Origin of the sequence: Rhodococcus sp. ACS1, assembly GCF_002300155.1 — a bacterium.
Taxonomy (GTDB): Bacteria; Actinomycetota; Actinomycetes; order Mycobacteriales; family Mycobacteriaceae; genus Rhodococcus_F; species Rhodococcus_F koreensis.
Window position 1 is genome coordinate 117,995 of record NZ_NSDZ01000002.1, and the last position, 26,753, is coordinate 144,747.

The following is a 26,753-nucleotide window of genomic DNA, read 5'->3' on the forward strand; positions in this document are numbered from 1 at the left end:
GCTCCCAGTCTACGAACTATCCGTGAGGACTTCCTAACCGCCCGCGGTGAGGTACCCCTCACCGGCACGCAGGACGCTGGGAACGAGCGGCTCGTCGAGCAGTCGGCGGAACCGTTCCGACCGTTCCGCGCCGACCGGCACCTCGGCCAGCCAGCCCCCGAGCAGGCGGTATCCCTCCACGTACGTGCTGGTGTATGCCCGCCACAGCGGCGAGGACAGGAAGCGCAGCGACTGCCGGGCCCGCTCGGGGGTCGACAGGCTCCACCGCTGCAGGAACGCCGCGACGTCGTCGTGGCTGCGGCCTTCGTCGTGCAGCATCATCGCCGCGTCCTGCCGCACCCCGAGCAGCTGTCCGGACGCACCGGACAGGCGTTGCGCCTGCTCACCGTCGAATCGCAGACCGAGGTCGGCGTAGATTTCCTGCGCCCACAGCCCCCAGTCGGACCCGACGATCGATTCGAGCGCGAGGTCGGCGAGGCCCTCGGCCATCAGGCACTGCGGGGTGTTGACGACGAACAACGTCTGCTCGAGTTGTCCGGCGCCGACGAGCCCGGCTTCCTTCCGGCAGTGCTCGGTGTGGTGGCCGGGGTACGACTCGTGCGCGATCAGCCGCGGCAGGTTCGCCATGTGCTGTTCGAGGTCGGAGTTGATCGCGACCTTCGAGCGGTAGTCGCCGAGGTAGTAGTTGAACCCGGACCACGGCTTGTCGCCCACGACCTCGTACTCCACCACCTCCGAGTCGGGCAGCGCGTAGTGCTGCCGCACGAGGTCGCGAAGGGCGCTCGAGAAGGCGTCGACGCATTCCTGCAACCGGTCGGCGGGAATCGCGTCCTTCGCCCGGTGCACCCGGATGCGTTCGGCCAGCGGTCCCGGTCCGGGCAGCACGGCGTCCATCTTCCGGTGTGCCTCCCGGTACTGCTCCTCGTCGCCGCGTTCGATGCGGACGTCGAAGTACGCGTCGACCTCGTCGACGAAGCCGACGTCGTCACCCGCGAATTTGCGCCCCGAGCATTCGAGCGCGCGCAGGTGGACGTCGAGGAACCGGGTCCGCTCCTCGGACAGTCCCGCCGAGGGCAACTCCGCGCGGAGGTTCGCCGCCGTCCGGGCGAGGTCCCTCGGATCGGGCTTCGGCGCGTTCTCTACCTGCCTGCGCAGCGCGGGATCGCCGGTGTACGCGTCGACGAATCCTTCCTCCAGCCGGTCGAAACCCAGCCCGAGCAGCAAGTATTCGCGAACGAACGAATCGGATTCCATGCCGTCCGACCTTAGTCGCAGACGCGTCTGCCTGACCCGCCGACAGCGCAGCCTGTGGCACCAAGCACAATCCGACTATGCAACCGCTACTCGCCAGCGCGACGACGACGGCAGAGATTCTGGGCATGGACCGCTCACTCCCCCGTGTACCCGAGTGTGAGCGGAACTGATGGCGCGGACGAGCGAGTCCAGTCCGTACGTCGAATTCGACCGGAAGCAGTGGCGCACACTGCGTAAGTCGACGCCGCTCGTCCTCACCGAGGAAGAGCTGTACGGACTGCGGGGCCTCGGCGAGCAGATCGACCTCGAGGAGGTCGCGGAGGTCTACCTGCCGCTGTCGCGTCTCATCCACCTACAGGTGGCGGCCCGGCAGCGACTGTTCGCCGCGACCGCGACGTTCCTCGGCGAAAAGCATCCCGACCAGCAGGTGCCGTTCGTGATCGGCGTCGCGGGCAGCGTGGCGGTCGGCAAGTCCACCACGGCGCGTGTCCTGCAGGCGCTCCTCGCGCGCTGGGAGCACCATCCCCGTGTCGACCTGGTGACGACGGACGGCTTCCTGTACCAGACGGCCGAATTGAACCGCCGCGGGATCATGCACCGCAAGGGCTTTCCCGAGAGTTACGACCGCCGCAAGCTGCTGCGGTTCGTCACCGAGGTGAAGTCGGGGGCCGAAGAAGTGGCCGCACCGGTCTATTCGCACATCTCGTACGACATCATCCCCGGCCAGTACCACCTGATCCGGCAGCCGGACATCCTCATCATCGAGGGTCTCAACGTGCTGCAGACCGGTCCGCGGCTGATGGTGTCGGACCTGTTCGACTTCTCGATCTACGTCGACGCCCGGATCGAGGACATCGAGAACTGGTACATCCAGCGATTTCTCGCGCTGCGGAAGACGTCGTTCTCCGACCCCGACGCGCATTTCCACCACTACGCCGGACTGTCCGACCGGGACGCGACGTCTGCCGCGCAGGAGATCTGGCACAACATCAACCGGCCGAATCTGGTGGAGAACATCCTGCCGACGCGTCCGCGCGCGACGCTCGTGCTCCGCAAGGATGCCAATCATTCGATCAACCGGCTGCGCCTGCGCAAGCTGTAGGTGAGTGGCGAAGTGTGTTCCGGCACGCTTCGCCGCTCACGTCAGACGCCGAAGCGACGGTGCCGGGCGGCGTAGTCACGCAGCGCCCGGAGGAAGTCGACGCGGCGGAACTCCGGCCAGTACGCCTCCGTGAACCAGATCTCGGAGTACGCGCTCTGCCACAGCAGGAACCCCGACAGCCGCTGTTCCCCCGACGTGCGGATCACGAGGTCGGGGTCGGGCTGGCCGGAGGTGTAGAGGTGGCCGTCGATGCCGTCGATGGTGATCGATTTCACGAGTTCGTCGCCCGACAGTCCGGCGAGGAGTTTCTCGCTGAGCAGCGACTGCACGGCGTCGGCGATCTCCTGGCGCCCGCCGTAGCCGATCGCGACGTTGACGTGGGTGCCGGTGCGACCCTCGGTTCCGGCGGCCGCGTCCCGCAGGCGGCGGGACTGTTCGGCGGGCAGGAGGTCGAGGGCGCCGACGATCTTGACGCTCCAGTTCTTGTCCGGTCCGGAGATCTCTTCGACGACGTCGGTGATGATCTCGAGCAGGGTGTCGAGTTCCTCGGGGTCGCGGCGCAGGTTCTCGGTGGACAGCAGGTAGATGGTGGCCATCTCGATGCCCGCGGCGTCGCACCAGCCGAGCATCTCGGAGATCTTCAGGGCGCCCATGCGGTGGCCGTGGCTGACGTCCTCGAAGCCGTTCTCCCGGGCCCACCGCCGGTTGCCGTCGCACATCACGGCTATGTGCCGGGGGTGCTGTAGACCGTCGAGCCGCTTCAGTAGCCGACGCTCGTAGATGCTGTACAGCAGTCCTCGCGCACTCACCTGGAGATCACCATGACACGCAAGACTACGCCGCAGCCGTAGGCGATCCGCGACGGCCGTCACACAGCGCACGACATCCTGCTACCGACGGGTACGCTCTCACCACAAGCTAACCTACGGTTGCGTAGGTTAGCGCCACGCACAGCGAGAAGAGGTGTTCGGTGACCGCTTTCGGCCTCGACGAATTGCCCGTCAAGCCCCGACTGCGAGGGTGGATCCACCTGTGGGCGTTCGGCGTCTCCGTGATCGCCGGCCTCGTCCTCGTCACGCTGTCGGGCACGCAGGTGTCCGCGGAAGCAGCGCTCGCCACCGCGGTCTACAGCCTCACGGTGTGCGGCGTGTTCGGGGTCAGCGCCACCTACCACCGCATCCACTGGAACACGGTCGCGGCCCGCACGTGGATGAAGCGCGCGGACCATTCGATGATCTTCCTGTTCATCGCAGGCAGCTACACCCCGTTCGCGGTGCTGGGTCTGCCGCCCGACACGGGCCGGACGCTGCTGATCGTCGTGTGGGCGGGGGCACTCGCGGGGGTCGCGCTGAAGATGCTGTGGCCGACGGCACCGCGTTGGGTCGGGGTGCCGCTGTACCTGCTGCTCGGCTGGGCCATCGTCCCGGTGGCACCCGAACTGACGCACGAGGTCGGCGTCCTCCCGATGCTGCTGCTGCTGATCGGCGGCATCCTGTACTCGGTCGGGGCGATCCTCTACGCCACCAAGTGGCCCAACCCGTGGCCCACCACGTTCGGGCATCACGAGTTCTTCCACGCCGCCACCGTCATCGCGGCGCTGTGCCACTACATCGCCGTGTGGCTGGTGGTGTTCCGGTAGGCCGGACTACCGGCTCAACGCGGCGGCGAGGTCCTCGGCCGTCGACACCGGGCGGTCGCACACGAACCCGCGGCACACGTACGCCGCCGACGTGCCGCCGACCAGCGGCCTGTCGGCGAGCAGCGGGGACGAATCCGGTTCGCCGCCGACCACGACGGCACCGCCGGGTGCGAGCCTGCGCGCCTCCCGCAGCAGCGCGGAATCGCCGTCGGTGGCCACCGCCACCTGGATCGGGCCGCGCACCGAGGCCTCGGCCACCGCGAGCCAGTGCCCGGCCGATCGCGGTGCGCGCTCCAGGAGCAGCGCGACGCGGTCGAGCGATGCGGCGGCCGCGGTCGCGTACCGGCCCGAGGCGTCCGCGTCGGCCACCGCGGCCGCGGTGAGCAGCGCCTCGGCCAGGCACGACGCCCCGGACGGCGTCGCTCCGTCGACCGGGTCGCGGGGACGGGTCACGAGGGTTTCGGCGTCGTCCGCGGTGTCGAACCAGCTGCCCGGCCGCTCGTCGTCGGCGAAATGGATCAGAGCGCGATCGAGCAACGACTGCGCGTGCGCCAGCCATTCGGTGCCGCCGGTCGCCTGATACAAGGCGAGCAGCCCCGTCGCCAGGCATGCGTAGTCCTCGAGCACCCCGGCCGGCTCGCCCACCGACGTTCCCAGGGACGCCCGCCGCAGCCGACCGTCCACGACGTGCAAGTCCAGCACCACACGCGCGCACTCGGCGGCGGCGTCCACCCATTCCGATCTACCGAGTCCAGCGCCCGCCTCGGCCAGTGCGGTGATCGCGAGGCCGTTCCAGGCGGTGACCACCTTGTCGTCGCGGCCCGGCTGCGGCCGCATCGCACGACGGGCGAGCAGGGTGTCCCGGATCCGGCGCCAACGGTCCCAGTCGTCCGGGTCGCGCGGGAGCTGCAGCACCGACGCGCCCGCCTCGAACGTCCCGTCCGCGGTCACCGCGAACACCCGGGCCGCCCACTCCCCGTCGTCCGGTCCGAGCACCTCGACGAGCTGCTCCGGGGTCCATACGTACGTGAGTCCCTCGACGCCCTCGGTGTCGGCGTCGAGGGCGGACGCGAACGATCCGTTCCCGGTGCGCAGATCGCGCAGCAGGAACCCGACCGTCTCCTCGGTGACGCGGACGGCCAGGTCCGAACCCGTCCGCCTGCCCAGGTGCGCGTAGGCGCGCAGCAGCTGGGCGTTGTCGTAGAGCATCTTCTCGAAGTGCGGCACCACCCAGGCGGCGTCGACCGAATAGCGGGCGAAGCCGCCGCCGAGCTGGTCGTAGATGCCGCCCCGCGCCATCGCCGACGCCGTCCGAGTCACGACGCCGAGCACGTCCGCGTCACCGGACCGCTCGTACGTGCGCAGCAGGCCTTCCATCAGCGCGGACGGCGGGAACTTGGGGGCTCCCCCGAACCCGCCGCGTTCGGCGTCCTCGTCCCGCAGCACGGTCCCGGCGGCCGCGTCCAGCAGGTCGGCGGTCACCCGGACATCACCCTCGGGGATGCCGCCGGCCCCGCGCCGCAGTTCCGCGACCACCGAGGCGGCCGCGTCGTCGACGTCGCCGCGGCGGTCCCGCCACGTGTCGGCGATGGCCCCCAGCACCTGGGTGAACGACGGCATCCCGCCACGCGGCTCGGCCGGGTAGTAGGTGCCGCAGTAGAACGGGGCCCCGTCCGGGGTGAGGAAACACGTCATCGGCCATCCGCCCTGGCCGGTCATCGCGACCGTGGCGTTCATGTACACGGCATCGAGGTCGGGACGCTCCTCGCGGTCGACCTTGACGCACACGAAATGCTCGTTCATCAGCGACGCCACCGCCTCGTCCTCGAAGGACTCGTGGGCCATCACATGGCACCAGTGGCACGCCGAGTATCCGATCGACAGCAGGATCGGGACGTCCCGTTCCCGCGCCCACTCCGTCGCCTCGGGACCCCATTGCTGCCAGTGCACGGGGTTGTCGGCGTGCTGTCGCAGATAGGGGCTGGTGGACCCAGCGAGCGTGTTGTGTTCGCGTGGGTCCATGTCCAGCTCCTGTTCGACTACTTCTGCAGGTTCGGCGGGGTGTCCGTGGGCTTCGGCGGTTCGGTCTTGCCCGCGCCGCCGCCGTGGATCGCGCCGCGGTCGGTGCCCTCGTCCACTTCCTGGTCCGGTTCGGGGTGCTCCGGCTCGAACGTCTCGGGCAGGTTCTTGAGCTTCTTGTTCATCGAACGCACCAGCAGCACCACGCCCGCGAGCAGCGCAAGAATGACGACGAGGCCGATGGGCGACGCCTTGCCGAATTCGGGACCGGACGGGGTGCTCGGCGTCTGCGCCAGGATGTCCGCAGCGCCGGCCACGATGTTCACCGTCAACGCATTCACTGCTGTCCGTCCTCGTGGATGCCCGCGAACAGATCGCTCTCCGGGATGGAGGTGGTGACCCGCGTCTTGGCGAGCTCGAATTCCTCGGTCGGCCAGATCTTCTGCTGGATCTCGAGCGGAACCGCGAAGAACGAGCCGTTCGGGTCGATCTGCGTCGCGTGGGCGCGCAACGCGTCGTCACGCTGCGGGAAATAGTCGCCACACGTGATCTGGGTGGTGACGCGCGCCATCAGGTCACCCTGCTCGGTCTTCCACTTCTTGAGCCACTCGGCCATCGGGAATTCTTCGCCGCGGCGGTCGTACTCCTCCTGGAACTGCAGGAGGCGCTTCCGGATGAAGCCGTGCGAGTAGTAGACCTTCTGCACCTTCCACGGCTCCCCGGCGTCGGGGAACTGCTCCGGATCGGCGGCGGCCTCGTAGGCGGCCATCGACACCTCGTGGCAGCGAATGTGATCGGGGTGCGGGTACCCGCCGTTCTCGTCGTACGTGGTCATGACGTGCGGACGGAACTCGCGGATGACGCGCACCAGCGCCTCGGTCGATTCCTCGAGCGGAACGAGCGCGAAGCAGCCCTCCGGCAGTGGCGGCTTCGGGTCTCCCTCCGGCAGGCCGGAGTCCACGAATCCCAGCCACTGGTGCTGGACTCCCAGGATCCGCGCGGCCTCGGCCATTTCCTCGATGCGCACCTCGTGGATGCGGTCACGCACCCCGGGCACGTCCATCGCGGGGTTGAGGATGTCGCCACGTTCACCACCGGTCAACGTCACGACCTTCACTTCGTTGCCCTCTGCGGCGTAACGGGCCGTTGTCGCGGCACCCTTGCTCGACTCGTCGTCGGGATGCGCATGGACGGCCATGAGCCGGAATCCGCTCACGTATTCGTTCACCTCAACTTCGCCAGTAGCCGTTGCCGGCTTGTCCGTGTCGCGCGCTCTCGCCTCCGCCATCGCTGACGGCGCACCGACGCACGTCCTCTATAGTTCCACCCGAGAGTTCCGCTTGCAGCCGTGCCCCCGCTCGAGTGCTGTGAGTTACGTGGAACCGGAGCGGTACGAGAGTTGAGAGATGACGAGAACGCTTCCCCCGGGCCGATACACAGCCGCGGCAAAGCCTGCGCGCCCGAAGCGCTGGCTCGTGTGGGCACTCTCCGCGGCGGTAGTCGTCGTCGGCGTGGTTGTGGCACTCGTCGCATACGACAAGTTCGCCGTCTCCGAGATCGACAGTGAAGCCACGTCGTTCGATCTGGTGAGTGATTCGCAGCTCGACATCACGTTCACCGTCACACGGGAGGATCCGTCCCGGGCCGCGGTGTGCATCGTCCGCTCCCGCTCCAAGGACGGTTCCGAGACCGGCAGGCGCGAGGTGTACATCGCCGGCGGCGACAGCCAGACGGTGAAAGTCACCGCTCCCGTCTACACGTCGCGCCCCCCTGCGATGGGCGACATCTACGGCTGCAGCCTGGACGTTCCTGCCTATCTGACCGGCGGCTGACACCCGCGCAGCCGAGCGACCGTTCGGGTTATTCGGGGTTTGCGCTCCCCGATCGTGCTAGAATCGCCTGGTACACGGTTCCGTTTGGAACCGTGTATTGCTGCATTGGCGGCAAGGCGGAAGATGAACGGCCCCGGCCGTCGATTCCGCCGAGCCGTTGATCACTGCTGTTGCAGTGGTCTGTCGAGGGAGCCCGGCGGCTCCAACTACGAGGGAGTGATCGAGATGACCGAGACCCAGGTGACCTGGCTGACCCAGGAGTCACATGACAGGCTCAAGAGCGAACTCGACCAGCTCATTGCCAATCGTCCGGTCATCGCCGCCGAGATCAACGAGCGTCGCGAAGAGGGCGATCTGAAGGAGAACGGTGGCTATCACGCGGCCCGCGAAGAGCAGGGTCAGCAGGAGGCGCGCATCCGTCAGCTCCAGGAGCTGCTGAACAGCGCGAAGGTCGGCGAGGCCCCCACCCAGTCCGGTGTCGCACTGCCCGGTTCCGTGGTGAAGGTCTACTACGACGGCGACGAGAAGGACACCGAGACGTTCCTGATCGCGACCCGCGAAGAGGGTGCACGCGACAACAAGCTCGAGGTGTACTCGCCCAACTCTCCGCTGGGTGGCGCACTGCTCGAGGCGAAGGTCGGCGAGACCCGCGAATACACGCTGCCCAACGGCAGCAGCATGAAGGTGACGCTCGTCAGCGCGGAGCCTTACCACAGCTGATCTCGGATCAACCGCCGAAAACTCCGGTCCGGGCCCAGTGCCCGGGCCGGAGTTTTCTGCGTCGAGCCCTGCGGATGTGATCAGAAGACCCGGCGGGCCTTCATGTCGGCGAACACCGGTCCGATGCGCACCACGTCGCCCGTCGTCGGGGCGTGCAGCATCTGGCCGTTTCCGACGTAGATCGCCACGTGACCCGGCCCACCCGACTGCCAGTTGCCGAACAGCAGGTCTCCGGGCCTGGCCTCCGACAGCGGCACCTCCACACCGACATTCCACTGCGTTTCCGACGTGCGGGGCAGTCTGATGCCGGTGGCGGCGTACACGGCGAACGAGGTCAGCCCCGAGCAGTCGAACCCGCCGCCGGACGGTCCGTTGATGTTGCCGCCGCCCCACACGTACGGCAGGCCGATGAACCGCATGGCCGCCTCCACGACGCGGCTCGTGTCACCGGCGGCCGCACCGTAGAAGAACGGCGACAGCATCCGCGCGAACGACTCCTCGAGCGATCGGATGCGTGCGACGTACGGCTGCGTTTCGTGCTCGTAGTCGAACTTGCCGGCGGGCATGCCCCCGGCGGTCCGGACCGCACCCGCACCGGCGTTGTAGGCGGCGATCGTGAGGTCGAGGGTGTCGCCCTTGACCACGCCCTCCTTCTTCCACCCGTCGATCTGACCGAACAGGTCGCACAGCATCTGACCGGACGCCATCATCGGGTCGGCGACGCCGTTGATGTCGACCTTGCCGTCGCCGTCCGCGTCCTTGCCGTACCTGGCCCAGGCTTCGGGCATGAACTGGCCGGGGCCGCGGGCACCCGCCCGGGACACCGGTGACGTCGCGCCGTAGCGGAACCCGTTCTCGACCGAGTACAGGGCCGCCAGTGTCGGCGGCTTGATGCCCTCGCACAGCGATCCGGCCTTGCGGATCCACGGCGCGAAGACGGCGATGGCGCCGACGGGCGCGAGCGAGACACCGGGAAACCCTGCGGGCACGGACGGGATCAGCGATCCGAGTCCGCTGATGAGGGCTGGTACCCCCGGCAGAGCGGCGAGGCCCCCGATCGCGGTTCCGACGTCGGGGGCACTCATCACGGGGGGCTGGTCGAGCGGGGTGTCCGGCAGGGCCAGTGGCGGTATCGGGGCAGGCGGCGGCGCCGCCTCGACGGCGGGCGGCGGCGGAATGTAGGGGTCGGTTGCCTGCTTCACGACATCCGAGGCCTGGGCCACCATCTGCTCGGCCTGCACGCGGGCCGGTTCCGGGAGGGTCGATATTGCGTCGTTTACCTGTTTCTGAACGTCGGGTGAGGCCTGCTCGACCACCTGAATTGCTTCTGCTGCTTGATCTTTGACCGGCTGCGGTATGTCCGCTCCCTGAACGATGGCCCCCGCTGCGGTGGTGATCGCCACGATGATCGCCGCTGCATCAACTGACATACGTGCGCTCCTCCTCCTCGGTGCACCTAACCGAGTGAGTTCACGTTACGACGGGGCACAGCAGATGCGAGGCGATTCTGCGGGATTGATCCGTTTCCTACCGTGACCTGCGGGAGAGCGGCACCCGGCGAATCCCGCCGCCCCGATCACCCGCTCACCGGCACGAATCGTTCGCTGAGGATCTCGACCAGGTCGGCCGGATCCGTGGTCTCGTCGTCCAACGCCGCGAGGAGTGACGCGCGCCGATCCTGCGAGATCGGTTCGATTCCCCCGAAGATCTGCCACGTGTCCCCCGCCGGGACGACGCGGGCACAGATCAGACTCCCGAGATGCATCTGGTGGCTTGCGGTGACTTCCCTGATGTCGCGCCGGTCGCCGGTGCGCAGGTCCCGCAGTGTCAGACCCGCACCCGGCCGGACCTCCTCCACCTCGTGCAGGGATCGTTCGACTTCCTGCCACTGTCGTGCGAGTGCGAACTCGTCCGGGGGCAGCAAGTCGCCGCGACACTCGACGAAGTCGGCGAACGCACCGCCCTCGAAAAGTGCGACGTCGGTGACCAGAGGGTCCTCCAGCGCCTGGAACAGCGCCGCGTCGCCGGGCCAGTTCTCGGAACGGATTTCGGCGTACTCGACGATCTGATCGCGCCAGCCGAGTTCCTGCGCGTGCAACTTCGCCTTCTGGTACAGCCACCCGGCCCGCTCGGACAAGGCGTGGTCGCCCTTGCCGAGGTGGCACGTCTTGTACTTCCTTCCCGACCCGCACCAGCAGGGATGGTTGCGGCCCAGCCCCGGCCGCGGCGTCGGCTGAAAGTATTCGAGCACCGCGTGCAGCGGCTCCGCATCCCCGGCGGCCATCCGGTTCAGTAACGACAGCCCGCGGACGGCATCGCCGCGGTCCGAGGCGAAACGGGCAAGGTCGAAGAGAGCGAGATCGAATGCTCCATCCAGGACGAGCGCGTGTTCGTAGTGGTCTTCGGCCTGCTTCGGGAAGCCCTGCATCTCGGTGGCCCGGCCGGCGATCCACGACGCTGCGGCTTTCACTTCGCGCGGTCCCGACAGGAGCAGCCGCTGCGCTGCGATCAGGAGCACCTCGGGGTCGACGTCCACGTCGAACAACTCCTGAGCGGCGACTTCCATGACAGCCGGATCGGCGAGGGCCGCGTAGAGCTCCGGCCTTTCGAAGAACCTCGCCTGGATGTCCTGGTCCTCGTCTTCCTCGAGAGCTGTGACCAGCGATACCAGCGTGGCGACGGCCACCGCCCCGTCCATGGGCACCCCGAGCTCGTCGGCGTACACGCCGATCATCAGGTCTCGGCCGTACGACTCGAAATCGAATCCGCGACGGGCGACGAGTTGCCCGGACCTGTCGAGGTCGGCGCCCTCGACTATTTCCGCCAACGGCAGCGCCGGCACGGTGAACGCCGCCGGATCGTCGACCAGAAGGTGCCAGACCTCCTCCTCGAGATCGATCACCGAACTCTCGCTCAGCCGCCGAGTGAGCCGCAGCGCAAGCTCGGGTGCGTCCGCGACCGGCTCGCCGACGAAGTCGAGGCGCACTCCGCCGTCCGTGGCGATCACCGCCAGAAGATCCCCGGGAGAACACTGCGTGAGTGCGCCCCGGGGAAGCATGAGCACTTCCTCGTCCGACCAGTTCGCGCCGAGGCCCCCTCTCGCGGCGAGTTCGTCGGCCTCGTCCTCGAAGAACACGACCTCGAAGCCGTCGACGCCGGGGTCCCCGGATGCGAGGCGCAGAAGTGAGCCGAAATCGTCTGGCGCCACGACATCGGCCGAGATCTCCTCCGCGGTGAGGCGGTGGGTGAGGACACGTCCCGCGAGCAGAACGTCGAGCGCCACCCATCGGTCGTCCGGGAGAGTTCCGAGAAGCGGCGCGTCGAACTCCTCCACGTATTCGATCAGGTCGTCGACACCTCCCCAACCCGAATCCGCAAGCGCGACTGTCAGCTCCCGGTCGGACAGGGGGCCGCGCTCCCGCAGCACAGCCAGAGCGGCATCGAGCAGTTCGTCATGGTCCGCGATCACGGATCCGATCGTAGTGACGACTCCGTCACAGCGGTGGCTGACGGGCACGACTGCGCACACGGCGCGGAGAGTCAGATTCTTCCCAGGTTGTTCTAAGGTTCGTCGGGGAAGCTGGTCGGCATGAGTGAAGACCGACGGATTTCCCGCCTGCTTCCCGTTCGCCGCGTGTTGGCGGCAGCCGGAATCGCCGGACTGGTCGCCGGTGGCGGTATGGCGGCGGCCGCTGATCCCGCGACCCCCGATTCGACGGTGGCAGCGCCCCTCGTCTCGGCCGGATTCGGCGCACCGGACGCCGTGTCCAGCGGTTCCTGAGATCCCGCCACCGGAGAACCACCACATGACCAGCGCCCGCAGCGCAACCGAATGGTCCACCTGGGGTGTGCACGCACGGATCGTCGTCACCGACCCCGACGCCCTGAGCTCGGCGTCGAACCTGATCCGCGGTTACCTCGCGGCCGCCGATGCCGCCGTCAACCGGGACCGCGCCGACGCCGAGATCCGCGCGCTCGACGAGGGCCCGAACACGGTGACCCCGATGTTCGCGCGGTTCCTCACCGACGCCCTCGCCGCAGCGCGCACCACGGACGGAGCCCTCGACCCCACGGTGTCGGCGCCCGCACCCCACTCGTGGCGGTCGATCACCGTCGACGGCACCGAGGTCACGCTCCCCGCCGGGGTGGAACTCGACCTCACGGCCACCGCGCGGGCGAGTTCCGCCGACCACTGTGCGTCGACGACGGCGGAGTTGCTCGGGTGCGCCGTCCTGGTCGCGCTCGGCGGCGACATCGCCACAGCCGGGAACACACCGCCGGGCGGCTGGCAGGTCCAGGTCCAGGATCTGCCGGGCGATCCCACCTGCCAGGTGTCGATCCCGTCCGGTGCGGCCGTCGCGACCGCCAGCACCGTCAAGCCCCTGCACCCCGACTCCATCTCGTTGTGGCGGACCGTGTCGGTGGTCGCCGCGTCCTGTACCACCGCGCACGCGTCGAGCACGGCGGCGGTCGGGATGGGCGGCGGCGCGATCGACTGGCTCACCAACCTGGAGTTGCCGGCCCGGCTGGTCGATCAGGAGTTCCGGGTGATCACCCTGGGCGGCTGGCCGAGCTAGGTACCGGCCTACTCCTGCAGGCGGACGGCGTACCGGGCGTCGCGCAGGGCCTCGAGGAGATCCTGCCGGTGTCCGGGACCGCGGGTCTCGACGGTGAGGAACACCTCCACCTCGTCGAGTGCGAGTGCGCCGCCGGTGCGGGAGTGGACGACGTCGACCACGCTCGCACCGTTGCCGCTGACCACGCCGAGCAGGCTGACCAGACCACCCGGTCGGTCCGGAATGGTCACGTGCACACCGAGATACCGTCCCGCGGCCCGGAGACCGTGATTGACGACGTGGGTGAGCAGCAACGGGTCGATGTTGCCGCCGGACAGCACCGCGCACACCTTCCCGGTGAGTCCCAGCTCTTCCGTGGAGCAGCTGATCAACGCGGCCACCGCCGCCGCGCCCGCGGGCTCCACGATGAGCTTCGCGCGTTCGAGGCACAGGAGCAGCGCCCGGGACAGGGCGTCCTCGCTGACCGTGACGATCGCGTCGACCTGGGAGCCGACGTGGGCGAACGGCACGTCTCCGGGGCGGCCGACCGCGATGCCGTCGGCCATGGTCGACATGGTCTCCAGCGGTATCGGGCGACCCTCGGCCAGCGAACGCGGCCAGGCCGCCGCCTGCTCGGCCTGGACGCCGACGATCCGTACGTCGGGCCGCGTGGCCTTCACCGCGGCGGCGATACCCGCGATCAGGCCGCCCCCGCCGGTCGGGACGACGATCGTGCCGACGTCGGGTTCCTGCTCGAGGATCTCGAGCCCGACGGTCCCCTGCCCGGCGACGATGTCGACGTGGTCGAAGGGATGGATGAGGACGGCGCCGGTCTCGTCCGCGTACGCCTTCGCGGCGACGAGCGCGTCGTCCACCGTGTCGCCGGTGAGGTGGACGGTCGCGCCGTACGCCTTGGTGGCAACGAGTTTCGGCAGGGGTGCGCCGGTGGGCATGAAGACGGTGGACGGGATGCCCAGTTCGGTGGCCGCCCAGGCCACACCCTGCGCGTGATTGCCCGCACTGGCCGCCACGACCCCGCAGGCCCGTTCCGCGACCGAGAGATTCGCGATCCGGTTGTACGCACCACGAGGTTTGAAAGATCCTGTGCGCTGCAGATTTTCGCACTTCAGCGACACGACGTGCCCACATCGTTCCGACAGCGCCCGGGACGCGATCACCGGCGTCCGGCGCATGACGGGGTCCAGCAGCTTACGGGCTGTTCTGATCTGATCCAGCGTGACAGGCTCCACGCGGGCCAGCATAAGGCGCTCCGCGCCCCGTGCGCCTTTTTGGTAGTGGGGGCTACCAAAAAGGCGCACGGGCGGCGAAGGCGCCTACTTCAGAGCCTGCTCGATGTCGCCCACCAGATCGGCGGCGTCCTCGATGCCGACGGACAGGCGCACCAGGTCGTCCGGCACCTCGAGGAGCGAACCGGCGGTCGAGGCGTGGGTCATGGCGCCCGGGTGCTCGATCAGCGATTCGACGCCGCCGAGCGACTCGGCCAGCGTGAAGATCTCGGTGCGCGAGCAGAAGTCCAGCGCAGCCTGCTTTCCGCCGGCGAGGCGGACCGAGATCATGCCGCCGAAGCGGCGCATCTGCTTCTCCGCGACCTTGTGGCCGGGGTGCGACTCGAGCCCGGGGTAGATCACCTGCGACACCGCGGGGTGCCCGCTGAGCAGTTCGACGACCTTCTCGGCGTTGTCGCTGTGCCGCTCCATGCGCAGCGAGAGGGTCTTGATGCCGCGGAGCGTGAGGAACGCGTCGAACGGTCCGGGGACCGCGCCGGCACCGTTCTGCAGGAACGCGAACGCCGTGTCGAGTTCTTCGTCGTTGGTGACGAGTGCGCCGCCGACGACGTCGGAGTGCCCGCCGATGTACTTGGTGGTCGAGTGCAGCGCGACGTCGGCGCCGAGTTGCAGCGGCTGCTGCAGGTACGGCGAGGCGAACGTGTTGTCGACGACGATCTTCGCGCCGGCCTCGTGTGCGATGTCGGACAGTGCCTCGATGTCACCGATGTTGAGGAGCGGGTTGGTGGGGGTCTCGACCCACACGAGCTTGGTGTTGGGCCGGATGGCCGCCCGGACCGCGTCCACGTCGGACACCGCGGCGGGCGTGTACTCGATGCCCCACTGGGTGAAGACCTTGTCGATCAGGCGGAACGTTCCGCCGTAGGCGTCGTTGGGAATGACGAGGTGGTCGCCGGGGCGGAGCGCGGCGCGGAGCAGGCAGTCGGTGGCGGCCATGCCCGAGCCGAAGGCGCGACCGTACGTGCCCGACTCCAGGGCGGCGAGGTTGGCCTCGAGCGGTCGTCGGGTGGGGTTGCCGGTGCGGGCGTACTCGAATCCGTTCCGCATGCCGCCGACGCCGTCCTGTGCGAACGTCGAACTCGCGTAGATGGGGACGTTGACGGCGCCCGTCTGCGGGTCGGGGTCGAATCCTGCGTGCACGGCCTTGGTGGAGAACCCCTGCCAGCTGATGTTGTCCGCTTTGCTGCGCTGCTCACTCATGGCCCCCAGCCTAGTGGGGACCTAATTCTCCAGATACTCCGCGATGGCGAAGGCGACGTCGAGCTTGGTCGCGTCGCTGACGGACGGGTCGAGCGCGTTGACGATGATGCTGTGCTCGGGTGTGAGCAGTGCCATGGCCACGACGTCGAGGACCACCCCGCCGAACTCGGCGGACCGGGGGTCTGCGACGACGTTCGTCCCGTTCCGCATCTCGACGATGACGGCAGGATCGGTGACCTGCGGCCTGACCGATGCGGTGATGGTACTCATCACGTTGGTCGGTCCCTTGGACCACGAGCAGGTCGGATCGGTCGACCCGGGGAGGACGGCCTCGGTGAGATGCGGCCGGTCCGAGACGAGCCGGCCGAGCGCCTTCGTCAGCGCGACGCAGTCGGCGGACGCTCCCGACGGCGACGTGCCCGAAGACACCGATCCGACGTCGGACGATCCCGGCTGTGCGACGGCGGCACCCTCGATGCTGTTCCCGCATCCGGCGGCGGCGAACCCGAGCAGGGCGACCGGAACCACCAGGACACGACGCAGACGAGCACTCACTGTGAACTCCCCCTCACGAACAGCGGACCGGCACCCCACTGTGCACCGTACGTTCCGTGCGCAGCGGGGACTGGCCTTCTCTCGTCTTGCCCTCGACGTGTCGTCTAGGAGCCGGCGCTGAGGAAACCGAGAAGGTCGTGACGGGTGATGACGCCCGCGGGCTTTCCGTCGTCGACGACCATCAGCGCGTCGGTGTCGCCGAGCGCCTTGGTGGCGGCCGACACCGGTTCGCCCGAACCGATGAGCGGGAACGGCTTACTCATGTGCTTCTCGACCGGGTCGGCCAGGTGTGCGCGTCCCTCGAACACGGCGCTGAGCAGGTCGCGCTCGGTGACGCTGCCCGCCACCTCACCGGCCATGACGGGCGGCTCGGCGCCGACGACCGGCATCTGGGAAACCCCGTACTCGCGGAGGATCTCGATGGCGTCGCGCAGCGTCTCGGACGGGTGGGTGTGGACGAGGTCCGGGAGTTCGCCGGACTTGCCGCGCAGCACGTCGCCGACGGTCTTCTCGTCGGGCTTGCCGTCGAGCGGGGTGCGGAGGAATCCGTAGGACGCCATCCACTTGTCGTTGAAGATCTTCGACAGGTATCCGCGGCCGCCGTCGGGCAGCAGGACGACGATGACGGCGTCGGGGCCCTCACGCTTGGCGACCTCGAGCGCGGCGACGACGGCCATGCCGCAGGAACCACCGACCAGCAGGCCCTCCTCGCGGGCGAGACGACGGGTCATCTCGAAGGAGTCTGCGTCGGACACAGCGATGATCTCGTCGGGGATGGACGGGTCGTAGGCGCTGGGCCAGAAGTCCTCGCCCACTCCCTCGACCAGGTACGGACGGCCGGTGCCACCCGAGTACACGGAACCCTCGGGGTCGGCGCCGATGACCTTGACCTTGCCGCCGGACACCTCCTTGAGGTAGCGACCGGTGCCGGTGATGGTGCCGCCGGTGCCGACGCCCGCGACGAAGTGGGTGATCTTGCCGTCGGTGTCGGCCCAGATCTCGGGGCCGGTGGTCTCGTAGTGGCTCTGCGGGCCGCCCGGGTTGGAGTACTGGTTCGGCTTCCAGCCGCCGGGGAGTTCGCGGGCGAGCCGGTCGGAGACGGTGTAGTAGCTGTCCGGGTGCTCGGGCGCGACCGCGGTGGGGCACACCACGACCTCGGCGCCGTACGCCTTGAGGACGTTCCGCTTGTCTTCGCTGACCTTGTCGGGGCACACGAACACGCACTTGTATCCGCGCTTCTGGGCGACCAGCGCGAGGCCGATGCCGGTGTTGCCGGACGTGGGCTCGACGATGGTCCCACCCGGCTTCAGCTCGCCCGACGCCTCCGCGGCGTCGATCATCTTGACCGCGATGCGGTCCTTCGAGCTTCCCCCCGGGTTGAGGTATTCGATCTTGGCTGCAACGGTCCCGTGGTTCTCACCGATGACGGAAGAGAGCTTGACGAGAGGGGTGTTGCCGATCAGGTCGACGACGTGTTCCGCGATGCGCATGGCTCCATGCTCCCAGATGCCCTGATCCGATGCTCACAGACGTCCGGCACGGGGGCCCCGATCCGACTAGATTGGTGCCGACGCAGTCCGCTGGAACCCGTGAGATGAGCACCAGGTAGCGGAAAGGTGAGACCAGTGCCCAAGAGGACCTGGCAGTCCGGAGTGAAGGCCGGCGCCGCGGCTGTCGTGGCAGGTTCGAGCGCAGGCACGCTGTCGTGGGCGGCGTACTCGTATCTGATGTCGCAGGCGACGGCGGCCCGCGGGGTGATCGGCCACAACGTCGCCAAGCCGCCGGAGGCCGACGGCGTCTACTCACCCGGCGCGGCGGTGCCCGAACGCTGGCTGCGGACCACCCCCTACGACGTCCACCTGATGATCTTCGGCGACTCCACCGCCGCCGGGGTGGGCTGCTTGTCGGCGGAGGAGGTGCCCGGCGTGCAGATCGCGCGGCGCCTCGCCGACGAGACGGGGAAGCGGATCCGGCTGAGCACCAAGGCCATCGGCGGTGCCACGTCCCGCGGGCTCAGCGGTCAGGTGGACGCGATGTTCGTCGCCGGGCCACCGCCGGACGCCGCGGTGATCCTCGTCGGCGCCAACGACGTCACGAGCAAGAACTCCATCCGGGCGTCGGCGCGCAGGCTCGGGGAGGCCGTCGAACGGCTCCGCGCCCACGACTGCGCCGTCGTCGTCGGAACCTGCCCCGACCTGGGGGTGGTGACGGCGATTCCGCAGCCCCTGCGGACCGTCGTCCGGACCTGGGGACTACGACTGGCCCGGGCGCAGGCGGCCGCGACCAGCGCGGCGGGCGGCCACCCGGTGGCGCTCGCCGACCTGCTGGCCCCCGAGTTCCTGGCGGCGCCCGACCGGATGTTCTCCTCCGACCACTTCCACCCGTCGGCGGCCGGCTACGAATTGGCGGCCATTCAGATCGTGCCCGTTCTCGCGACGGCGCTGGGCATGTGGCACGGCGGACCTCTGCCCGATCTGCCGGAGGTGTCGGAGGCCGCGGAATCACGCAAGCTGTCGACCCGGATGACGGCCTCGCTCAACCGTTTTCTGTGGCGACGCGACGTCCGGCGACGCGCACCCGCCCGCCTCGACGAACTCCTCGCGATCGAGGAGGCGTCCGCGCCCGGGACGCGACGGGTCGCTGAGTGAGATGGCGGCGACCCCGGCGGGCTCCGGCAACGTAAGTTGTCGGGAAGGCCACAGAACGGGTGGTCCGAAACACAGTGCAGACCCCCGCAGTTGACAAAGGAGTTTTCATGCCCGAGGCAGTCATCGTCTCCGCAGTACGCTCACCGATCGGCCGAGCCATGAAGGGCTCGCTCAAGACCATCCGCCCGGATGATCTGACGACGCAGATGGTGGCCGCGGCGCTGGCGAAGATCCCCGAACTCGACCCCACCGAGATCGACGACCTGCTCCTCGGCTGCGGCCAGCCCGCCGGACAGTCGGGCTTCAACATCGCCCGCGTCGTCGCAGTGGAACTGGGTTACGACTTCCTGCCCGGCGTCACCGTCAACCGCTACTGTTCGTCCTCGCTGCAGACCACCCGGATGGCGCTGCACGCGATCAAGGCCTGCGAGGGCGACGTCTTCATCTCCGCCGGTGTCGAGTCGGTGTCCAGCTTTGTCACCGGCAACGCCGACGGCCTGCCGAACACCAAGAACGCGAGGTTCGCCGACGCCGAGGCGCGCACCGCGAAGCTCGCCGAGGGCGGTGTCGCCTGGACCGACCCCCGCGAGAACGACCAGATCCCCGACGTCTACATCGCCATGGGCCAGACCGCCGAGAACGTCGCTTCGGCCACCGGCATCACCCGCGAGGAGCAGGACCGCTGGGGCGTCCGCTCGCAGAACCGCGCGGAGGAAGCGATCAAGAACGGCTTCTTCGAGCGGGAGATCACCCCGGTCACCCTCCCCGACGGCACCGTCGTCAGCACCGACGACGGCCCCCGCGCCGGCACCACGTATGAGGGCATCAGCCAGCTGAAGCCGGTGTTCCGGCCGGACGGCACCGTCACCGCCGGTAACGCGTGCCCGCTCAACGACGGTGCCGCAGCGCTCGTGATCATGTCCGACACGAAGGCGAAGGCCCTCGGCCTGACCCCGCTGGCCCGTATCGTGTCCACCGGGGTGTCCGGCCTGTCGCCCGAGATCATGGGTCTCGGCCCGATCGAGGCCGTCAAGAAGGCACTCGCCATCGCGGGCAAGTCCATCTCCGACATCGACCTGTTCGAGATCAACGAGGCGTTCGCGGTCCAAGTTCTCGGTTCCGCCCGCGAACTGAACATCGACGAGGACAAGCTGAACATCTCCGGCGGCGCCATCGCCCTCGGCCACCCGTTCGGCATGACCGGCGCCCGCATCACCAACACCCTGCTGAACAACCTCCGCGAGCAGGACAAGACGTTCGGCGTCGAAACGATGTGCGTCGGCGGCGGGCAGGGCATGGCGATGGTCCTCGAGCGCCTGAGCTAGGCGGCTCCGCCGCCCGTGCGTGGTTGACGAGTGCAGAGACTCGCTAACCACTCACGGGCGCGAAGCGCGAAAGGCCCCGAGAGCTTCTGCTCTCGGGGCCTTTTTCGCGCTTTCGCGCCTAGTCGCTGTTGAAGTAGCTCAGCAGTCGCAGGATCTCGACGTACAGCCACACCAGGGTGACGGTGAGTCCGAAGGCGACGCCCCACGCTGCCTTCTCCGGCGCCTGGGCGCGGATCAGCTGGTCGGCGGCGTCGAAGTCCAGCAGGAAGCTGAACGCGGCGATGCCGATGCAGACGAGGCTGAAGATGATCGCCACGGGACCGCCGTCGCGGAGGCCGAGGCCGCCTTCGGTGAAGAAGCTGGCGATCAGGTTGCCGAGGGCGAGGACGACGACACCGATGAGGGCGCCGATGATCATCCGCGTCAGGCGGGGTGTGACCCGGATGGCGCCGGTCTTGTAGACGACGAGCATGCCGAAGAACACGCCGAACGTGCCGAGCACGGCCTGCCCGATAAGCGCCGCACCGCCGACTCCACCGAACGTGACGTCGGTGAACATGAACGACAGCGCGCCGAGGAACAGGCCCTCCGCGACCGCGTAGGCGAGGACGATGCCCGGGTTGTCCATCTTGCGGCCGAACGTGGCCACGAGGACCAGTACGAGACCGACGAGGCCGCCGCCGATGACGAGCGGGGTCGCCAGGTTCGCGTCGTTGCTCACCAGGAAGTAGGAGATGATCGCCGACACCGTGAGCACGCCGAGCGTGACGCCCGTCTTGGTGACGACGTCGTCGATGGTCATCGAACGGTGGTCGGGACCCGTCCGGTAGGGCTCGGCCTGCGTGTACTGCGGCTGACCGAACTGCTGCGTGACCTGCGCGGCGCCGGCCGTCGTAGATCCGAACGAGGCGTATCCGCCGCTGCCCTCTTGTTTGGGCAGGTTGCGGAACACCGGGTTACTGGTGGTGCGCACCGTGCACATCCCTTCTCGTGGCTCGCCGGGTGGATCCGGGTGTCTTGTACGTTGAACGTCCCGCACCCACCGCAAGTTCCCGTTCGTCGCTTTCGGGTCGGACAATTCGGACTCTACCGGTGCCGCGGGGACACTCGCCAGACGAGGCCGGTCGGCGTGGCGGTCAGGCCACCGACCGGGTGACCGTGAACTTGGGATTCCGCCCGACCACGTCGGTTCTGCCGACGAGCCGCTGCAACCGGCCCCGGTATCCGAGGTGGGAGTTGTACACGGTCCACAACTCGCCGCCGGGCCGGAGCACGCGGCCGGCCTCGGCGAACATCTTCGACGCCCCACCGGTGTGGACGGCCGCGCCCACGTGGAACGGCGGGTTGCACAGGACGACATCCTGACTGTCGGTCGCGAGGCTGGACATGGCGTCGTCGCGCAGGGTGGACACCCGCCCGTCGAGCCCGTTGGCGCGGGCGGTCGCGGCAGCAGACGCCACCGCCGCCGACGACTGGTCCGTCGCGATCACCGACACCTCCGGGAGGAGGCGGGCCAGGCTGACGGCGAGGATGCCGGTTCCGCAGCCGAGGTCCACGGCCGCACGGGCCCGGGGGTTCACCCGGGGCAGGAAGTCGAGGAGGTACCGGGTCCCGATGTCCAGTTTGGGGCCGGCGAACGCCGCCCCGTAGGAGACGACGTCCAGCCCGATCTCGGCGAGGTGATCGGTGACGGGGTACGTCTGCTGCGCCGAGTCCCGCGGTCCGCGCGCGATCAGCACCCGCGACTTCTGTCTGCCGAGGGTGGCGCGGACGTCGGAGAACGACCGCCCGAGCACGTCGTTCATGGCGGTGGAGATGTGCTTGTTGCGTCCGCCCGCGTAGACGACGACGGACGGGTCGGCGTGGCGGGCGATCGTCTCGGCGACCTCGGTGAGCTCGCCGAGGCTCCGCGGCAGCTGCATCAGCACGACCGTCGCCCCCGCGAGCAGTTCCTCGCCGAGCGCGCAAGCCCGGTACCGGTCGGCGAGCCCGACGGTCGCGGCGTTGGCGGCCAGCGCCAGTTCGCCGGTCAGCGGGTCCTGGTGCACGCGGATTCCGGTGGCACCGTGCGTCACCGCGGCGCCGAGGGTGAGGGCACCGTAGTGGTCGCCGATCACGGTGAGCGTCCCGGGAGACGCGGCGGACAGGGCGGCCGCGCCCTCGTCGAGGATCAGCCGGTCGGCGGCGTCGACGGCCGTCAGGTTGGGGGCCTCGACGTCGGGGCGTCGACGCAGCCGGGAGAACAGGTCGTCCCGGTCGAACACTTCGGAGTCGAGCACGTTACCGGGACACCCACTGCGCGACGTGGGCGACGGGTTCCCGGTGGGTGCGGAATCCGTTGACGGGGTTCTCGGTGTCGGGGTACCCGAACGAGATCGCGCAGACCACCCTGCGGTCCTCCTCGAGCGCGAAGAAGTCGTGGATGAACCGCGAGCTTCCCGCGACGGCGGCCTGCGGGATGGTCGCCACTCCGAGGCTCTGCGCGGCGAGCAGGAACGTCTCGACGTACAGGCCGCAGTCCACGGCGCCGTAGGTGCCGAGTGCTTCGTGAGTGGTCACGATCGCGACGTGCGGCGCCCCGAACAGGTCGAAATTCTTCATCGTCTGCTCGGCGGACGCGGCCCGGTCGCCGGGGGCGATCCCGACGCTGGCGTACAGCTGCATGGCGCACTCGCGGCGGCGCAGTTTGTGTTCGCCCACGTATTCGCGTGGCCAGTCGAAGTCGGACTCCTGCGGGTGAGTGCGGACGTACTCCGCCAGCCCGGCGCGGAACCGCTCGGTGCCCTCCCCCTCGGTGATCGCGACCTGCCACGGCTGCGTGTTGCACCACGACGGCGTCTGCTGCGCGAGCTCGAGGATCCTCTCGATCACGTCGCGCGGCACCTGCTCCGGCAGGTATGCCCTGCAACTGATTCGCGCGTCGAGGAGCTGGGCCAGGGTGCGCTCGGCCGGGGTCGTGCGCGCTGTCGCAATGCCGGTATCCGTCACCGTCGAATTCTCCTCGGGTCTACTCGTTCTCGAACACCGCTCTCCGTGTCGCACGACCGCGATATGCTGGCGTCAGTGCACCGAGAAGGTGATTTCATTGAGTGTGCCACGACACCCGGAAAGCAGTTCCGGGCCGACCGACTCGGATCCGCAGGCTACCAAGCGGATCGTCGTGACCGACATCGTCGCGGAGCTGTCTTCGGAAGGATTCGACGACGCCCGCGAGATCGGCCGGGGAGGGTTCGGGGTCGTGTACCGCTGCCTGCAGACGGCCCTCGACCGCACGGTCGCGATCAAGGTGCTGTCCTCCGATCTGGACGGCGAGGACCGGGAACGCTTCCTGCGCGAGCAGCGCGCGATGGGAAAATTGTCGGGGCATCCGCACGTGGTCGACATCCTGCAGTCCGGGGTGACACGCAGCGGCAGGCCGTACATCGTGATGCCGTACCACCAGCGCAACTCGCTGGACGCCTGGATTCGCCGCGAAGGGCCGCTGCCGTGGAGTGAAACGCTGCGCATCGGCGTGAAACTGGCGGGCGCTCTGGAAACGGCGCACCGCCTCGGCACCCTGCACCGCGACGTGAAGCCCGCGAACATCCTGCTCACCGGATACGGGGAACCACAGCTCACCGACTTCGGCATCGCGCGCGTCTCGGGGGGTTTCGAGACGACGTCGAGCATGATCACCGGTTCGCCGGCGTTCACGGCCCCGGAGGTCCTGCGCGGTGACGCGCCGTCCGCGTCCTCCGACGTGTACAGCCTGGGCGCCGCACTGTTCTGTCTTCTGACCGGACATGCCGCGTTCGAGCGGCGGAGCGGCGAGCGGCTCGTCGCGCAGTTCCTCCGCATCGCCACGCAACCCGTTCCGGATCTGCGGGGCGAGGACATTCCCGACGACGTGTGCACTGCCATCGAGCGGGCCATGTCCGAGGAACCGACCGACCGACCGGAATCTGCAGCGGAATTCGGGCAGGAACTCCGCGACATCGAACGCAGGCACGGACTCGACGTCGACGAGATGGCGCTCCCCGCCGCGGCGGACGAGTTCCCGCGCACCGAGCACAGTTCGACGCCGACCACGCAGTCCGGGCGCAGTCGCAGCTACCGGCGGCGGTCCGGTGCCACCCCGCCGAGCGCCGCCGCCCGGTTCCGGCCGCCGACCCCGATGCGTTCCCTGGTGGAGCGCACCCGCCTCCTGGATCTGCTCCGGCTGGGCCAGCGGCGGCGGTTGACGCTCATCCACGCCCCCGCCGGTTTCGGGAAGAGCACCGTTGCAGCCCAGTGGCGCGACGTCCTCATCGAGGACGGCGCCGCCGTCGCCTGGTTGACGGTGGACAACGACGACAACAACGTCGTGTGGTTCCTGTCCCATCTCGTCGAGGCGATCCGCCGGGCCGAGCCGACGCTGGCCGACGAACTGGGCCAGGCGCTCGACGAGAACGGCGCCGAGGCGGAACGGTTCGTGCTCACGTCGCTGGTGAATCAGGTCCACGACAGCAGGCGGCACGTGGTGGTGATGATCGACGACTGGCACCGTGTCACGTCATCGGACACGATCGCGGCGATGGACTTCATCCTGGAGAACGGCTGCCACCACCTGCAGATGGTGGTGAGCAGCCGAAGCCAGGCGGGACTTCCGCTCGCCAAGATGCGGGTGCGTGACGAGCTCGTCGAAATCGACTCCGTGGCTTTGCGTTTCGACCTCACAGAGTCGCAGCGGTTCCTGGTCGACCTCGGCGGACTGCACCTCGACGACTCCGACGTGGAAGCGCTGGAGGAGACCACGGACGGGTGGGTGGCGGCGCTGCAACTGGCGTCGCTCTCGCTGCGCGATCGCGCCGATCCCGGCGACCTCATCCGGCACATGTCGGGCCGCCACCACGCGATCGGCGAGTACCTGGCGGAGAACGTGCTCAGCACGCTCGAGCCTGCGCTGCTCGACTTCATGCTGGCCACGTCGATCACCGAGCGGGTGTGCGGCGAACTCGCGGGCGTGCTGGCGAACGTGACCCGCGGTCAGGCCCGGCTCGAGCAGGTCGAATCGCGCGACCTGTTCCTGCGCAGCCTCGACGAGGACCGGGAGTGGTTCGAGTACCACCACCTGTTCGCCGAATACCTGCGCCGACGGCTCGAGCGCGATCATCCGTCGCGCGTCGCGGATCTGCACCGTGCGGCCGCGCACTGGTTCGCCGATCACCACTACGTCAGCGACGCAGTGGATCACGCACTGGCGGCGGGCGATCGCGACGTGGCCGTCGCGGTGGTCGAGGAACAGGGCATGTACCTGGTGGAGCATTCGCGGATGGTCGCGCTGCTCGGCCTGGTCGACAAGCTGCCGCAGACGCTGGTCGAGTCCAGTCCGCGCATCCAGATCGCGGTGGCGTGGGCGAACATCCTGCTGCAGCGGGTGTCGCCGGCGCTGAAGGCGCTGTCGCTGGTCGCGTCGAGTCTCGAGTCGTCGGCGCTGAGCGAATCCGAGCAGGCGGACATCCGGGTGGAGGCCGACATCGTCCGCGCCGTGATCGCGGTGTCGTCCGATCGCATCGCCGGAGTGCCCGACCTCATCGCGGAATGTCTGGCCCGGCCGGAAACCCTACGCGCGTGGGTGGTCTCGGCTGGGTCCAATCTCGCCTCCGCGGTCGCGATCGCCCAGTTCGATTTCGTGGAGGCGCGCCGCCTGCAGGAGTGGGCCACCGGCTACCACCAGCGGACCATCGGACCGTTCAGCAAGATGTACGGCTACTGCTTCGCCGGTATCGCCGCGATGGAACAACTCGACATCACCGCAGCCGAGGACAACTTCCGGCTGGCCGTGCAGACCGCGACGAAATCGATCGGCTCGCACTCGCACGCCGCACGTCTCGCGGGGGCGCTCCTGGGCGAGCTGATGTACGAGCTGGGTCGTCTCGACGAGGCCGAGCGACTTCTCGACGAGAGCTACGAACTCGGACCGGAGGCGGGCATAGTCGATTTCATGATCGCCCGGTTCGTGACGGGCGCCCGGCTGAAGGCGGCACGCGGCGACGTCGTGTCCGCGGCCCGGCACCTCGACGAGGGGGCGTCCGCGGCGGCCTCGCTGGGCCTGCCCCGGCTGCGGGCCCGGGTCGAGAACGAACGGGTCCGGCTCGGCCTGCCCGCCTCGCCGCAGCCGCCGCCCACTGCCGGGAAACCCAGCCGGGAACCCGATTTCGGTTTCGCCGAGATCATCGCGCAGCTCGACGACGCCACCGAGATCCGGAAGCAGTCGGCGGTCGAGCCCGACGTCGCGTGCCGCCGGGCGCAGGAGTGGGTGCGCCGGGTCGAGCAGGAGCGCAGGCCGAGGGCAGCGATGCAGGCCAATCGACTGCTCGTCGCGTGCCTGGTCGCCGCGGGACGGGTCGACGAGGCGAAGCCGGTGCTTGCGTCCATCGCCGCGACGTGTGTGCGAATCGGCTTCGTGCGCTACCTGATCGACGGCGGTCCGCGCATGGTGCCCGCCCTGACGGCGCTCCTCGAGGACCGGCGAGCGGGCCGGTGGCCGTCCGACTGGCCGGATGTTCCGGCGGAGTTCCTGGCCGCGACACTGGAGACGGCGACGCCGATCGAGAGCTAGCCGCGACCTCTCGCCA

Annotated in this window: 23 protein-coding genes; 9 read left to right on the plus strand and 14 right to left on the minus strand. The window is 68.8% G+C overall.

Annotation, left to right across the window (positions count from 1 at the left end):
- Positions 1–33: 33 nt before the first annotated feature.
- Positions 34–1,254 carry a DUF885 domain-containing protein gene (locus CJ179_RS07850; RefSeq protein WP_072940680.1) on the minus strand — a complete coding sequence of 407 codons (1,221 nt, stop codon included), beginning with the start codon at positions 1,252–1,254 and terminating at the stop codon, positions 34–36.
- Positions 1,255–1,423: 169 nt separating this feature from the next.
- Between CJ179_RS07850 and coaA the strand changes: the two genes are divergently transcribed.
- On the plus strand, positions 1,424–2,356 hold the full coding sequence (gene coaA / locus CJ179_RS07855; RefSeq protein WP_072940683.1) for a type I pantothenate kinase: 933 nt from the start codon (positions 1,424–1,426) through the stop codon (positions 2,354–2,356).
- Between the two features lie 41 nt (positions 2,357–2,397).
- Here the strand turns inward: coaA and CJ179_RS07860 are convergent, their stop codons facing one another.
- On the minus strand, positions 2,398–3,165 hold the full coding sequence (locus tag CJ179_RS07860; RefSeq protein ID WP_072940685.1) for an isoprenyl transferase: 768 nt from the start codon (positions 3,163–3,165) through the stop codon (positions 2,398–2,400).
- Positions 3,166–3,326: 161 nt separating this feature from the next.
- Between CJ179_RS07860 and CJ179_RS07865 the strand changes: the two genes are divergently transcribed.
- Complete coding sequence (locus tag CJ179_RS07865; protein ID WP_072940688.1) at positions 3,327–3,995, plus strand: hemolysin III family protein; 669 nt, start codon at positions 3,327–3,329, stop codon at positions 3,993–3,995.
- A gap of 6 nt (positions 3,996–4,001) precedes the next feature.
- Here the strand turns inward: CJ179_RS07865 and CJ179_RS07870 are convergent, their stop codons facing one another.
- Genes CJ179_RS07870 through mca form a run of 3 tightly spaced genes read right to left on the minus strand, consistent with a single transcriptional unit; the run spans position 4,002 to position 7,230 of the window.
- Complete coding sequence (locus tag CJ179_RS07870; protein WP_095861125.1) at positions 4,002–6,017, minus strand: thioredoxin domain-containing protein; 2,016 nt, start codon at positions 6,015–6,017, stop codon at positions 4,002–4,004.
- A gap of 17 nt (positions 6,018–6,034) precedes the next feature.
- On the minus strand, positions 6,035–6,355 hold the full coding sequence (locus CJ179_RS07875) for a hypothetical protein (protein WP_072940693.1): 321 nt from the start codon (positions 6,353–6,355) through the stop codon (positions 6,035–6,037).
- The gene (gene mca / locus CJ179_RS07880) at positions 6,352–7,230 is read right to left on the minus strand and encodes a mycothiol conjugate amidase Mca (RefSeq protein ID WP_087555983.1); all 879 of its coding nucleotides are present in this window, start codon (positions 7,228–7,230) and stop codon (positions 6,352–6,354) included. Before mca ends, CJ179_RS07875 begins: the two co-directional genes overlap by 4 nt.
- A gap of 190 nt (positions 7,231–7,420) precedes the next feature.
- Here mca and CJ179_RS07885 point away from each other — a divergent pair, with 190 nt between their 5' ends.
- Both CJ179_RS07885 and greA read left to right on the plus strand, forming a co-directional pair.
- Positions 7,421–7,846 carry a DUF4307 domain-containing protein gene (locus CJ179_RS07885; protein WP_072940696.1) on the plus strand — a complete coding sequence of 142 codons (426 nt, stop codon included), beginning with the start codon at positions 7,421–7,423 and terminating at the stop codon, positions 7,844–7,846.
- A gap of 225 nt (positions 7,847–8,071) precedes the next feature.
- Positions 8,072–8,566, plus strand: coding sequence for a transcription elongation factor GreA (greA, locus tag CJ179_RS07890; protein ID WP_005238978.1), 495 nt, complete (start codon positions 8,072–8,074; stop codon positions 8,564–8,566).
- 80 nt (positions 8,567–8,646) lie between these two features.
- On the opposite strand, the gene CJ179_RS07895 is transcribed toward greA, so the two are convergent.
- Together CJ179_RS07895 and CJ179_RS07900 are read right to left on the minus strand one after the other, a co-directional pair.
- Positions 8,647–9,996, minus strand: coding sequence for a bifunctional lytic transglycosylase/C40 family peptidase (locus tag CJ179_RS07895; protein WP_072940698.1), 1,350 nt, complete (start codon positions 9,994–9,996; stop codon positions 8,647–8,649).
- Between the two features lie 146 nt (positions 9,997–10,142).
- Positions 10,143–12,035, minus strand: coding sequence for a YecA family protein (locus tag CJ179_RS07900; protein WP_072940700.1), 1,893 nt, complete (start codon positions 12,033–12,035; stop codon positions 10,143–10,145).
- Positions 12,036–12,155: 120 nt separating this feature from the next.
- Here CJ179_RS07900 and CJ179_RS07905 point away from each other — a divergent pair, with 120 nt between their 5' ends.
- The gene (locus CJ179_RS07905) at positions 12,156–12,347 is read left to right on the plus strand and encodes a hypothetical protein (RefSeq protein ID WP_009479096.1); all 192 of its coding nucleotides are present in this window, start codon (positions 12,156–12,158) and stop codon (positions 12,345–12,347) included.
- Between the two features lie 25 nt (positions 12,348–12,372).
- The gene (locus CJ179_RS07910) at positions 12,373–13,143 is read left to right on the plus strand and encodes an FAD:protein FMN transferase (RefSeq protein ID WP_095861126.1); all 771 of its coding nucleotides are present in this window, start codon (positions 12,373–12,375) and stop codon (positions 13,141–13,143) included.
- A gap of 8 nt (positions 13,144–13,151) precedes the next feature.
- Here the strand turns inward: CJ179_RS07910 and ilvA are convergent, their stop codons facing one another.
- The 4 genes from ilvA to CJ179_RS07930 form a co-directional block, all read right to left on the minus strand.
- Positions 13,152–14,384: a threonine ammonia-lyase gene (gene ilvA / locus CJ179_RS07915; RefSeq protein ID WP_072940706.1), complete on the minus strand. Its 1,233-nt coding sequence runs from the start codon at positions 14,382–14,384 to the stop codon at positions 13,152–13,154.
- 72 nt (positions 14,385–14,456) lie between these two features.
- Positions 14,457–15,629: a cystathionine gamma-synthase gene (locus tag CJ179_RS07920; RefSeq protein ID WP_072940709.1), complete on the minus strand. Its 1,173-nt coding sequence runs from the start codon at positions 15,627–15,629 to the stop codon at positions 14,457–14,459.
- Between the two features lie 21 nt (positions 15,630–15,650).
- Positions 15,651–16,184, minus strand: coding sequence for a hypothetical protein (locus CJ179_RS07925; RefSeq protein ID WP_072940711.1), 534 nt, complete (start codon positions 16,182–16,184; stop codon positions 15,651–15,653).
- Between the two features lie 104 nt (positions 16,185–16,288).
- Positions 16,289–17,674 (minus strand): cystathionine beta-synthase, encoded by a 1,386-nt coding sequence (locus CJ179_RS07930; protein WP_072940714.1) that lies wholly within the window; start codon positions 17,672–17,674, stop codon positions 16,289–16,291.
- 135 nt (positions 17,675–17,809) lie between these two features.
- Here CJ179_RS07930 and CJ179_RS07935 point away from each other — a divergent pair, with 135 nt between their 5' ends.
- Positions 17,810–18,832, plus strand: coding sequence for an SGNH/GDSL hydrolase family protein (locus tag CJ179_RS07935; RefSeq protein ID WP_095861127.1), 1,023 nt, complete (start codon positions 17,810–17,812; stop codon positions 18,830–18,832).
- A 107-nt stretch (positions 18,833–18,939) separates the two neighbouring features.
- Entirely contained in the window at positions 18,940–20,157 is a 1,218-nt protein-coding gene (locus CJ179_RS07940) for an acetyl-CoA C-acetyltransferase (protein ID WP_095861128.1), read from the plus strand.
- A gap of 118 nt (positions 20,158–20,275) precedes the next feature.
- On the opposite strand, the gene CJ179_RS07945 is transcribed toward CJ179_RS07940, so the two are convergent.
- The 3 genes from CJ179_RS07945 to CJ179_RS07955 form a co-directional block, all read right to left on the minus strand.
- Positions 20,276–21,130 carry a Bax inhibitor-1/YccA family protein gene (locus CJ179_RS07945; RefSeq protein ID WP_174705482.1) on the minus strand — a complete coding sequence of 285 codons (855 nt, stop codon included), beginning with the start codon at positions 21,128–21,130 and terminating at the stop codon, positions 20,276–20,278.
- A gap of 163 nt (positions 21,131–21,293) precedes the next feature.
- A complete protein-coding gene (locus tag CJ179_RS07950; RefSeq protein WP_072940723.1) occupies positions 21,294–22,436 on the minus strand; it encodes a class I SAM-dependent methyltransferase in 1,143 nt (380 codons plus the stop codon).
- A 1-nt stretch (position 22,437) separates the two neighbouring features.
- Entirely contained in the window at positions 22,438–23,145 is a 708-nt protein-coding gene (locus tag CJ179_RS07955) for a nitroreductase (RefSeq protein WP_095861129.1), read from the minus strand.
- Positions 23,146–23,248: 103 nt separating this feature from the next.
- Between CJ179_RS07955 and CJ179_RS07960 the strand changes: the two genes are divergently transcribed.
- Positions 23,249–26,737 carry a serine/threonine-protein kinase gene (locus tag CJ179_RS07960; protein ID WP_095861414.1) on the plus strand — a complete coding sequence of 1,163 codons (3,489 nt, stop codon included), beginning with the start codon at positions 23,249–23,251 and terminating at the stop codon, positions 26,735–26,737.
- Positions 26,738–26,753: the final 16 nt, after the last annotated feature.